The organism is Peribacillus simplex (assembly GCF_900156045.1).
GTDB classification, from domain to species: Bacteria; Bacillota; Bacilli; order Bacillales; family DSM-1321; genus Peribacillus; species Peribacillus simplex_D.
Genome location: NZ_FTMX01000007.1, coordinates 159000 through 171264 on the forward strand (window position 1 = coordinate 159000; position 12265 = coordinate 171264).

Annotated in this window: 9 protein-coding genes; 8 read left to right on the forward strand and 1 reads right to left on the reverse strand. The window is 38.0% G+C overall.

Translation table 11 applies throughout. From position 1 onward, the window contains the following. Positions 1-21 precede the first annotated feature (21 nt). From BW986_RS22400 to BW986_RS22425, 5 genes are all read left to right on the forward strand, one after another. Positions 22-981, forward strand: a complete 960-nt coding sequence (locus BW986_RS22400) for an L-threonine 3-dehydrogenase (RefSeq protein WP_076370924.1) — start codon at positions 22-24, stop codon at positions 979-981. A gap of 332 nt (positions 982-1313) precedes the next feature. Then, positions 1314-2711 carry an amino acid permease gene (locus BW986_RS22405; RefSeq protein ID WP_076370926.1) on the forward strand — a complete coding sequence of 466 codons (1398 nt, stop codon included), beginning with the start codon at positions 1314-1316 and terminating at the stop codon, positions 2709-2711. A 383-nt stretch (positions 2712-3094) separates the two neighbouring features. Further along, positions 3095-3388, forward strand: coding sequence for an RNA polymerase alpha subunit C-terminal domain-containing protein (locus BW986_RS22410; protein ID WP_076370928.1), 294 nt, complete (start codon positions 3095-3097; stop codon positions 3386-3388). A 172-nt stretch (positions 3389-3560) separates the two neighbouring features. Continuing rightward, the gene (gene coaA / locus BW986_RS22420) at positions 3561-4481 is read left to right on the forward strand and encodes a type I pantothenate kinase (RefSeq protein WP_076370931.1); all 921 of its coding nucleotides are present in this window, start codon (positions 3561-3563) and stop codon (positions 4479-4481) included. A gap of 619 nt (positions 4482-5100) precedes the next feature. Continuing rightward, on the forward strand, positions 5101-6606 hold the full coding sequence (locus tag BW986_RS22425) for a malate:quinone oxidoreductase (RefSeq protein ID WP_076370933.1): 1506 nt from the start codon (positions 5101-5103) through the stop codon (positions 6604-6606). Between the two features lie 375 nt (positions 6607-6981). On the opposite strand, the gene BW986_RS22430 is transcribed toward BW986_RS22425, so the two are convergent. After that, on the reverse strand, positions 6982-8037 hold the full coding sequence (locus BW986_RS22430) for a potassium channel family protein (RefSeq protein ID WP_179086139.1): 1056 nt from the start codon (positions 8035-8037) through the stop codon (positions 6982-6984). 804 nt (positions 8038-8841) lie between these two features. Between BW986_RS22430 and nikA the strand changes: the two genes are divergently transcribed. From nikA to nikC, 3 genes are read left to right on the forward strand one after another with little or no spacing between them, the layout of a single operon-like run. Continuing rightward, a complete protein-coding gene (gene nikA, locus BW986_RS22435; RefSeq protein WP_076370937.1) occupies positions 8842-10464 on the forward strand; it encodes a nickel ABC transporter substrate-binding protein in 1623 nt (540 codons plus the stop codon). 20 nt (positions 10465-10484) lie between these two features. Continuing rightward, positions 10485-11429, forward strand: coding sequence for a nickel ABC transporter permease subunit NikB (gene nikB / locus BW986_RS22440; protein WP_076370939.1), 945 nt, complete (start codon positions 10485-10487; stop codon positions 11427-11429). Further along, the gene (gene nikC, locus BW986_RS22445; protein WP_076370941.1) at positions 11426-12256 is read left to right on the forward strand and encodes a nickel ABC transporter permease subunit NikC; all 831 of its coding nucleotides are present in this window, start codon (positions 11426-11428) and stop codon (positions 12254-12256) included. The genes nikB and nikC overlap by 4 nt, the downstream gene beginning before the upstream one ends. The last annotated feature ends 9 nt before the right edge of the window (positions 12257-12265 follow it).

The following is a 12265-nucleotide window of genomic DNA, read 5'->3' on the forward strand; positions in this document are numbered from 1 at the left end:
AAACATAGGGAGGGATTTTTGATGAAAAAGGTCTTGGTAACGGGGGCTTTAGGTCAAATTGGTTCAGAACTGACGCTGAAAATGAGAGAGATTTATGGAGCTGACAATATCATTGCAACAGATATTCGAAAAACGGACAGCGATGTTGCCCTATCAGGTCCATTTGAGATTTTAGATGTTACGGATGAAAAAGCGATGTTTAACATGGCAAAAAAACATGAAGTGGATACAATTATACATTTAGCCGCTTTATTGTCAGCAACAGCTGAAAAGAAACCTCTTTTAGCTTGGCATTTAAACATGGGCGGATTGGTCAATGCTTTGGAATCGGCACGGGAACTCGATTGCCAATTATTCACACCTAGTTCGATTGGTGCGTTTGGTCCAACCACTCCTAAAGATTGGACACCGCAAGACATCATTCAACGACCGAATACGATGTACGGAGTGAATAAAGTATCCGGAGAGTTATTATGTGATTATTATCATCATAAATTTGGGGTTGATACGAGGGGGCTTCGATTCCCGGGACTGATTTCGTATGTCACACCTCCTGGCGGTGGAACTACCGACTATGCAGTTGAAATTTACTATGAAGCGATTAAAAACAAGCGATATACTTCTTACATTGATAAGGGAACGTATATGGATATGATGTATATGCCTGATGCTTTAGCTGCCATCATTAATCTAATGGAGGCAGATGCCTCAAAATTAAAACATCGCAATTCTTTCAATGTGTCAGCCATGAGCTTTGATCCGGAGCAAATTGCAGCCGAGATCAAAAGGCATATTCCGGAATTTGTCATGAATTATGAGGTCGATCCTATAAGACAATCCATTGCCGATAGTTGGCCAAATACAATAGATTCAACTTGTGCAAAGGAAGAGTGGGGATTCAAGGCGGAATATGATTTAGAGAAAATGACGAATGATATGTTGTTGAAGCTGAGATTAAAGTCCCTTTTAGTAACAGCATGAATTAACCTGCCAGCCGAATAAAAGAGTTGCAATACTCTTTTATTCGAGTTACTTTATACAGAGGAATTTTAACGTTTAAGGGGTGGGCCTTTATAAACGATAAAAAGTAAGCGCTTTCTATGATACCTTGAACAGAATTAAGATATAACATGAAATTTGATAGTAATCTTTTTAACTGTCAGGAATGCTTAAGAGTGAAGAATGATTTTATGAGGCAGCTTTAAGAAAGATTAAAAAAAGTGGAGCCTGCTATATCATTTCTATACTAAATAGGGAGTGTATTAAGCATCTTGCATTAAATTTCGACTATTAGTAGTGTAGGGGGAAATGGAATGGCAAACAAAGATTTGAATAGGGACTTGAAAGGTCGTCATATTCAGATGATCGCTTTGGGCGGAACTATTGGTGTCGGTTTATTCATGGGTTCAGCCAGCACGATTCAATGGACAGGTCCGTCAGTAATGTTAGCTTATGCGATCTCTGGGATCTTTATATTCTTAATCATGCGTGCAATGGGGGAAATGTTGTATTTAGAGCCAAGTACAGGTTCATTTGCAACATTTGGTTATAAGTACATTCATCCATTGGCAGGGTATATGACTGCATGGAGTAACTGGTTCCAGTGGGTTATTGTCGGGATGGCAGAAATTATAGCAGTGGGGACGTACATGCAGTATTGGTTCCCTGATCTCCCGGCTTGGATTCCAGGTTTAATCGCAATGGTGATTCTTGGAGCAGCGAACTTAATTTCCGTTAAATCCTTTGGGGAAATTGAATTTTGGTTTGCACTGATTAAAATCGTAACGATCATATTAATGATCGTTGCAGGATTTGGACTTATTTTCTTTGGAATCGGTAATGGAGGGGAAGCCTTAGGATTATCGAATCTCTGGGAACATGGTGGTTTATTTACAGGTGGTTGGAAGGGCTTCTTCTTTGCTCTCTCACTGGTGGTTGCCGCTTATCAAGGTGTAGAACTAATCGGGATTACGGCTGGTGAAGCAAAAGATCCTCAAGAAACGATAACCAAAGCGATTCAAAGTACCATTTGGCGTATTTTAATTTTCTATATCGGTGCGATTTTCATTATTGTAACCGTTTACCCTTGGGATCAATTAAGTGCAATTGGAAGTCCATTTGTTGCTACTTTTGCCAAAGTTGGTATCACGGCAGCAGCTGGAATCATTAATTTTGTCGTAATCACGGCTGCTATGTCTGGCTGCAATAGTGGTATTTACAGTGCAGGACGTATGCTTTACACATTAGGGATGAATGGCCAAGCGCCAAAATTCTTTGCGAAAGTATCTAATAGCGGTGTACCTTTATTCGGTACGTTCGGAGTGATAGTCGGGTTAGCAATTGGGGTTGTATTAAGTTATATTGCACCAGAAAATTTATTTGTGCATGTATATAGTGCAAGTGTACTTCCTGGTATGATTCCGTGGTTTGTCATTCTGATCAGCCAAATTCAATTCAGGAAAATTAAAAAAGCTGAAATGCACAATCATCCATTCAAAATGCCTTTTGCACCAGTTACAAACTACCTGACCATCGCTTTCTTGATTATGGTATTAATCGGTATGTGGTTTAATGATGACACACGTATATCACTAATGGTTGGAATAGGTTTTCTGGCTATCGTTGTAATTAGTTATTTCGTTTTTGGAATAGGCAAGCGTGTACAAGCCGATTCTCAGACAATGGCTCAGAAGGAAGATAAAGTGGGTTAATCTATAATTCACTTCGGGTTTTGCAAAGGGTTGCTTCGGCAGCCCTTTTCCAATGAAACTAAAAGGGCAGCTTAGTTTTGACAAGAGATGATAAAATGATAATTGAGATGAAAGTTGTGCCATAGATATTGCTTGTTGGATATATGAGGTGTATAGTGACCTTGGATATACAGAGAAGCAATTGAAAACAGTAAGTAATGGTTCTTGTTGGGCTCCCTTAGTTAATTAAAAGCTTTCTGGGCTATGATGAATGGAGAAAGGTCAGGGCAGTCTAGTTAATGACATCAGGATACGTTTCCGGCAAAGTTTAGTGTAAGATAACTGCGATGTTATTACTTCTTAAAATAGAATGTTAAAAATCATAAGAGAAGGAGACATTGACAATGACAACTTCAAAGAAGAATTTGAGGACTTGCGAAAAGGGTCACAAATACTATAAATCCAGCGACTGTCCGACCTGCCCAGTATGTGAGCAAGAACGCAAACCTGACACCGGATTTCTTTCATTGCTTTCGGCACCAGCCAGACGGGCTTTAGAAAACAATGGGGTTACCTCATTACATCAGCTATCAACATATAGTGAAAAAGAGATTTTGAAGTTTCACGGTATGGGACCAGCTTCTTTACCTAAACTTAGGGATGCTCTGGAGACAGGTGGGTTATCTTTCAAAGATTAACCACCTAGAATGCTTAATCTTGCAGGAACGCCTTTTATGCTTGCCGGTTCCATACATTCAATTTCTTTATCATGGGGTCTTTATGTAAATAAGGGATCAGGAACATCTTTTTTTATGGACGTCATCCTTGTTAAACTGGTAGTAACTCTAAAAAGTGAGGTAACGAAAAATCATGAGTTCCTATACTCCCTATTATGAATTCAATCGAAAAAAGTGGGCATCTTTGCGAAACCATACCCCTCTCCCTTTAACTGAAGAAGAATTGGATAACTTAAAAGGTATAAATGAAGAAATATCCATTCAGGAAGTAGAAGAGGTTTACTTGCCCTTGACTCGTTTAATCAATTTATATGTTGAAGCATCTCAGCAGCTTAATACAGCCACTTCTTCATTTCTAAAAACCAATGATAAAAAAGTACCTTATATCATTGGAATTGCAGGGAGTGTTGCTGTAGGAAAGAGTACGACAGCAAGGTTACTTCAGACCTTATTATCCAGATGGGATAATCATAGAAACGTAGGTCTTGTCACTACCGACGGTTTTTTGTACCCAAATGATCATTTAGAAGAAAAAGGACTAATGAAAAGAAAAGGGTTTCCTGAAAGTTATGATACTCAAAAATTGATTAATCTTATCGGGGATGTAAAAGCAGGAAAAAATAAAGTGGAAGTTCCAATCTACTCACATTTGAAATATGACATTTTGCCAAATGAAGTGCAGACCATCTGTAATCCGGATATTTTAATAGTGGAAGGTATTAATGTTCTTCAAGTTGATAAGGAAAATCAAGTATTCGTCAGTGACTTTTTTGATTTCTCACTTTATGTTGATGCAGACGCAAATGACATAGAGCGGTGGTATGTTGAAAGGTTCCTTTTACTTCAGAAGACCGCATTTCAAAGTCCCGAATCCTATTTTCATCGTTATATTGACTTGTCGAAAGAACAAGCCATTAAACAAGCGACCCAAATTTGGGATGAAATTAATTTGAAGAATTTACATGAAAATATACTGCAGACAAAAGGACGGGCAAAACTCGTTCTAAAAAAAGGTTCAGATCACAAAGCTGAAAATATCTATTTGCGAAAATGATAACTTAAATGTAGATATTATGTATAGGGATAATGTTTTTTTGTAATAATAATTAAGGATAAAATTCTTTTTATAAGGGACTATGCAATAAGTCTTGAAATTAGAAATATTATCAATGCTCGTACCTAATATTGGTTTAATTATCAGTAATTATTGGTATTGTTATAATATCTACTTATTGGGTGGAATTTATGATCCAAGTTAAAAAGGTAGTGGTTTAGCAATTTCAGGAATGTCCTTATTTTTTCGGGAAATGGTTACAGAAACTTCTAATTTCACTTCCGATTTTGTCAATAAATGTGTATTTTCGTCACTTTTTCTGATGTGTCAATATTATTTCACTAACAGTTTCTTCCTTCAATAAGGGGGAACTGCTGAAGAAATCTTTTTCTTCGACTATCAGGGCGGATAAGTTTAAGCTAATTTCTTCACAAAATCAATTTTTTAACAAAAAAAGTAATAGTAGAATATTTTAATCTATGAAATAATAATAATAGATTATGATATAGTTATAAGGAGACAGAAAAGGTGTGTTCCTAGTTCGTGCCTGGCTTTTTGTGACACCTAAGCAGGAGCGCCTACATCTTTTTTGCAAATATAGGGGATAAGGAAGGTTATAATGAGCAACATACAGAAACAAACAGACGTTATCTTAATTGGCGGCGGAGTCATGAGCGCGACTTTGGGATCATTACTGAAAGAGTTAGCACCGGAATGGGAAATCAAAGTATTTGAGAAGCTTGCAAACGCAGGAGAAGAAAGCTCTAACGAATGGAATAATGCGGGTACGGGACATTCTGCACTGTGCGAGCTTAACTATACATCCGAGAAATCTGACGGATCTATAGATATTAGCAAAGCAATTAAAATTAATGAACAGTTCCAAGTTTCATTGCAGTTTTGGTCGTATCTTGTAAACTGTAAGCTGATTGATAATCCGCAAGACTTTATCATGCCATTGCCTCATATGAGTATGGTACAAGGGGATAAAAATGTAGCGTTCTTAAAGAAACGTTTTGAAGCGCTGTCAAAAAATCCTCTGTTCCAAGGTATGGAGTATTCCGATGACCCAGCAAAACTGATGGAATGGATTCCACTTATTATGCAAGACCGTCCATCGAATGATTCTATAGCGGCAACAAAAATTGATTACGGTACAGACGTTAACTTTGGTGCTTTAACACGCATGTTGTTTGACCATCTAAAGACTAAAAACGTCGATATCAAATATAAACATAGTGTTGATAATGTTAAACGTGCCAGCGATGGCTCATGGGAATTAAAAGTGCGTAATGTCGATACTGGTAGCGTAGAACGCCATAATGCTAAATTCGTCTTTATCGGAGGCGGGGGCGGAAGCTTGCATTTGCTGCAAAAATCCGGTATTCCTGAAGGGAAACATATTGGCGGATTCCCAGTAAGCGGATACTTCATGGTATGTAATAATCCTGAAGTTGTTGAGCAGCATCATGGAAAAGTATACGGAAAGGCTAAAGTTGGTGCTCCACCAATGTCTGTTCCGCATCTTGATACACGTTTTATCGACAATAAAAAATCGTTGCTATTTGGACCATTTGCGGGCTTCTCACCGAAGTTCCTGAAAACAGGTTCAATGTTCGATTTAATAACTTCCGTAAAACCGAATAATGTTTTAACTATGTTGGCGGCAGGCGCAAAAGAGATGCCATTGACAAAATACCTGATTCAGCAGGTTATGTTATCGAAAGAACAGCGCATGGAAGAGTTACGAGAGTTCATCCCGAACGCTAAGAGCGAGGATTGGGATTTAGTAGTAGCTGGCCAACGTGTACAAGTTATCAAAGATACTGCAGAAGGCGGCAAAGGTACACTTCAATTTGGTACGGAAGTTGTCAGTGCATCCGATGGCTCGATTGCAGCACTGCTAGGTGCATCTCCAGGTGCTTCTACTGCTGTTCAGGTTATGCTTGAGGTAATTAATAAATGCTTCCCGCAACGTATGAAAGAATGGGAACCAAAAATTAAAGAAATGATTCCTTCTTATGGAGAGTCACTAATGGAAAACCCAGAGCTTCTGCACGAAATTCAAACTTCAACTTCAGAGACGCTTGGTCTGAGCAAAAAAAAAGAGCTAGTTTATAGTTAATTTTTGGATATCGAAGCAACATTGAAATTAAAAACAAAAGAACCTTTAATCTATCTATGATTGAAGGTTCTTTTTTTGTCTTGAAGCCTTATTCAATTAAGGATGATTACTTGTAGATAAACTCGATGAAAATTGAGTTTGTCTACATTTTTATGCGAAATCTTTTGGGATGCTTTAATTGCATCCCTTAGTTTGTAGACAAAAGGGTTCTATCTAAAAGTTAAAACTAAGTTGATTGGAGCGGGTGTTCGAGACTCTTGCGGGAAAAGCGCGCCTAGGGGAGACCCCGCAGGCGCAAGCCGAGGAGGCTCCCAGACCTCCCGTGGAAAGCGAGTGCCGTTCGTTCCAATCAACGTCCAAATTGTACAAGCGCTTCTAATGTACATCTGAATTTATTTGGGAAATGGTCTCTTTATCGCAAATGACGAAAAGCTGTGCATCGTCAGGAATTCGTTCATCTAATTTTTGGTTTATGTTAAGATCACCACGATCTGCTACCAGTGTGGCTCCTTTATTAAGAAGATCTATGAACGCATCACGATAGGTTCGCCATTCAGCTTGTTTAGAAATCTCATACATGGTTTCTTCATACTTTGTACTCATAAGTTCAGAATACATATGGATGACTCCATGAGAAAATAATGATCGTACTGCAGCGTGGGAGATCATTTCTTGTGTAGGAATAAACTCATCCACCTTTACACGCTCGAATAAACGGATATGCTTTTGATTGATCACTTCAGCGGTGACATGAATGGACGTACTCGTTTTTTCCTCAATGGCCGTTATGGCAGTGGCAACTAATAATGTCTTTCCATCAACGAGTAACGGATCTTTTGTGGCATAATTATCTTGCGTTATTTGGTCAGCAAAAATGATAACGCCTTTTGCTCTAGGCAGATTTGCACGGAGTAATGTTTCTTCATCGGTAGCATCCCCGCGAACATAAAACAGACGTTCCTCCATCATTGGAGCTTTTTCCAAGTTATCAATGATTACAATATCAATGGTTTCATCAGATTTGAAAATTTCTTGGAGTGCTGATTTTGACTTATCACTCCATCCAATCAAAATGATATGATTTTTACCTGTATATTTCATTTTTCCACCAACTTTACGTTTTTCGATAAGATATACAGATTTAATGATTTTTCCAATGAAAAGACTAACAAGCCCAATACCCGTGATATAAAGGCCAATGGTAAATGCTTTTCCAAGGTCGGTGACCGGTGCATAGTCTCCAAAACCAACCGTAGCAAGCGTGGTAAGAACCCAGTAAACTGAGGTTAAATATGATTCAAACGTCTGTGGCTCTATAGAATAAACAACATACGCAGCAACTAATATGTATAAAATGGCAAATGGTATAAAGATTCTACCTCTTAATTTAATCAGGTAATATATTATTTTTTTTACCGTAATCCTCATCATACCCATCCTAGTTTTCAAGTCATCATCGATTAAATTTATATTTCCCCAATTTAACAATTAATTAAACGTAAGTGTAAAAACTATTTTTTTCCCAAGCAGGGAGCAAGAAGCATATAAAAATAGAGCTTAGTTATTTAAAAATCTCTTATGCATAAAAAGGGGCAGGATCGTTGAGAATTCCATTGAGTTTCATCTGCCCAAGTTTAATAGACTACACAATCAGTATAAGTTTTTTGTACCAGATCACACATTCTGCTACTAAATTTTAGGGATAACGTACCTTGTCACTGCCATTACCGTACGTATTTGGCCATTAAATAAAATGAGCGACGATTATTATTCGGATAATGCCGATCTAGAAGAAGTTATCAAAGAAGGACTTTTCAAAAATGTCTGGATATGAAGTTGATAGTAATCTGGTTTGAACGGACGCTCATCACGTTAATTATTGCTGCACTATCGCAATATTGCTGCTTTAGTTCCAATCAACGAATCTTAATTCGATTCACAGGTCGAACAGGTGCGTTCGTATTTATAAGGTCGACCAGTAAAAATTACTGGTTGACCTTTTTAATATATCAGCAGCAAGGGTAGGACCTACGGGTGCACGGGACATTTGAAGGCTTGTTGGGACGTAGTATAAATTATTTGGAGCAGCATCATCACAGAAAAGGATATTGGTTAATATGTTTCTAACAAAACATATTAATATTTTACGAGAGTTTCTACATTATATTGACAATAATATAGTTACTCATTACACTTGAAAATGATTCTCAATATTGTACAGGAGGCACCAATGTTATGTCAAAAAGAAGAAACAGCAAACAAGTGTTATTTATATCCGCAATCGTTTTAATTTTATCAACGCTTTTACTTGGATGTACAAATGAATCAAAAGAAAATTCAACTTCAAAAAAAGACAGTAAAGACATGCTTACTTTTGCTTGGCCTAGGGATATAGGTGAAATGAATCCGCATGTCTATAATCCTTCTCAATTATTCGCTACATCAATGATATATGAACCTTTGGTTAGCTACCAAGATGGAGGCGAGCTGAAACCGCATTTAGCTGAATCTTGGGAAATTTCCAAGGATGGGAAGGAATATACATTCAACCTGCGTCAAGATGTGAAATTTTCTGACGGTACAAGCTTTAATGCTGAAATTGTGAAAAAGAACTTTGATGCTATCTTGAAAAATGTTGAGTTACATAGTTGGTTGGGCTTTATTCCGAAAGTGGATCAAACGGAAGTAATTGACCAAAACACGTTTAAACTAACATTAAAGGAGCCATATTATCCTACTATTCAAGAATTAGCAGTCGTTCGACCAGTCCGTTTCTTAGGTGAGGTTGGATTCCCTAAAGATGGTGACACTTCAAAAGGTGTTAAAAAACCAGTAGGTACAGGTCCATGGATTTTGGAAGAATATAAAGCAGATGAATATGCTATTTTCAAACGCAATGAAAATTATTGGGGTGAACTCCCTAAAGTAAAGAAAATCAAAGTCAAGATCATTCCTGATGCTGAAACCCGAGTTCTTGCTTTTGAAAAAGGAGACCTAGACCTTATTTACGGTGAAGGTGTTATCAGTCTAGATGCTTTCAAACAATTAGAAACAACAGGTACCTATGAGACTAGTATTTCTGATCCGGTTGCGACAAGACAACTAGTCATGAATACGAAGAAAGAACAGCTTTCAGATTTACGTGTTCGTCAGGCGTTACAATATGGGTTTAATAAAAAAGCAATGGTTGACGGAGTTACTTCAGGTTTGGAGGAGAAGGCAGATTTTATTTTACCGACAAACTTCCCTTATACTTCAGACATTGATGTAAAACAGATTGATTATGATGTTGAAAAAGCAAAAGCTTTATTAGATGACGCAGGATGGAAGCTGCCAAAAGGAAAAAACGTTCGTGAAAAAGACGGAAAACCACTTGAAATCGAGTTAATGTACGACTCTGCAGAATCGATTCAAAAAGCAATGGCTGAAACATTACAATCTGAGTGGGCCGCACTAGGTGTTAAATTAAATATCGTTGGAGTCGAGCTTACGGTACAAATTGAAAGATTTAAAGCTAATGATTTTGAATTGAACTTCTTTAGTAACTACGGCGCACCATATGATCCACATACTTTCGTTAACATCGTTGGTTCAGAAGGATTTGGTTTTAACGAAGCCATTTCATCTTATCCGAACAGAGATGAGTTGTTAAAACAAATTGCAGATGTTCCTCGAACGACAGATGAAAAAGAACGTCAAGAACTTTACTCAACTATTTTGGAATCACTACAAGACCAAGGAGCGATTGTACCTATTTCCTATATCAAGAAAATAGCTGTCTACCAAAAAGATGTATCTAATTTTACATTCCCTGCTAACCGGGATGAACACCCATTCACAGGAATTAGCATCGAGTAGTAAGTTACAGGAGGGTTTTCATGGGCACTTATATCTTGAAACGAATTATGGCCATTATTCCCATCTTTCTTTTGGCCACTCTTCTAACGTTTGGAATGATTCACCTTTCACCCGTGGACCCAGCTGAGGCATATTTAACTGCAGCACATATCCAATCTACAGATGAGATATTAGCTCAGAAAAGACATGAGTTTGGCTTAGATCAACCCCTCCATGTTCAATATGTAAACTCTATCATTAAGATATGCCAATTTGATTTTGGCATATCTTATGTTTCGAATAAACTTGTTTGGGACGAGGTTACCTATCGAATGCCAGCGACCATTCAGTTAGCTTTAGGTAGCATCATATTAGCTATCCTGGTCAGTGTCCCTCTTGGATTTTTGGCAGGCATAAAGAAAAACAGTGTTATTGACCATTTTAGTCGGCTTCTTTCTTTTTTAGGGGCATCGATCCCCTCTTTTTGGCTTGGTTATTTATTGATTTTTTTCTTTTCTGTTAAACTCGACCTATTCCCTGTTGAAGGAATCGGGACTTGGCAACATCTAGTTCTCCCTTCCGTTACTTTAGCTATGCCATTAATAGCCTTGTATACTCGATTGTTACGTGCCAGTGTTCTTGAAAATTTACAGGAGCCTTATATCCTTTTTGCTCGCACAAGAGGGATTCATGAAAAAGTCATTATGGGAAAACATGTATTGAGAATAGCCATATCCCCTATGATTACTGGATTAGGGATGAATTTAGGGAAGCTGCTGACTGGAACCATTATTGTCGAAGCGGTCTTTTCCTGGCCAGGATTCGGTCGTTATTTTATTGAAGCTATTTTTAATCGGGATGTTCCTGTCATTCAATGCTATGTGCTTTTAGCAGCGGGACTATTCATTATTAGCAACTTGATTGTTGACCTTATTCAAATGTACATTGACCCGCGAATCTCCAGAAAAGGAGGGCAACGTCAATGATAACAAGTCTTCGCATTATGATGAAAAGTCAGAAAGTGATTGTCCTTTGTTCGATAATATTGAGCTTCCTATTTATCATCACGATCTTTGCTCCTTGGCTTGCACCTAATGATCCTATTGCTGTCAATTTAGCTAATAAACTACAGCCCTCTTCCTTTGAGTACCCATTGGGAACCGATCATTTAGGAAGGTGCACGTTATCACGTATCTTATATGGAGCTCGCATTTCGTTAGGATTTGCCACATTAATCTTTATTTCATCTTTAGGCATCGGTTTGATTGTTGGAACCATTGCTGGTTATAAAGGTGGATGGGTGGACCAAGTGCTAATGAGACTTTGTGATGGAGTTATGGCATTTCCGAATCTTTTGCTCATTCTTGGACTTGTTGGTATATTGGGACCTGGACTTAAACAAGTCATCTTAGCATTGATGCTTGTGCAATGGGTATATTATGCAAGAATTTTCCGAGGAATGGTACTTAGCCTGAAAGAACAAAACTATATAGCTGCAGCTAAAATAAGCGGTTCTTCTCAATGGAAGATAATAAAGAAACATATTGTTCCAAATGTTCTCCCGCCGCTTGCTGTTATGGGTACATTAGAAATGGGCTGGGCGATCATGGATATATCCGCCATGTCGTTTCTAGGTTTAGGTGTGCAACCCCCTACACCAGAATGGGGAGCAATGATTCATGAAGGGAAATCGTATATCCGGACGAATCCAGAATTGATGCTGTATCCAGGTTTGATGATTATGCTCGTTGTCGTCACCTTCAATTTATTAGGCGAAGCGCTATCAGAACGTTTTGGAGTCAAACGTCGTTAATATAAAGGA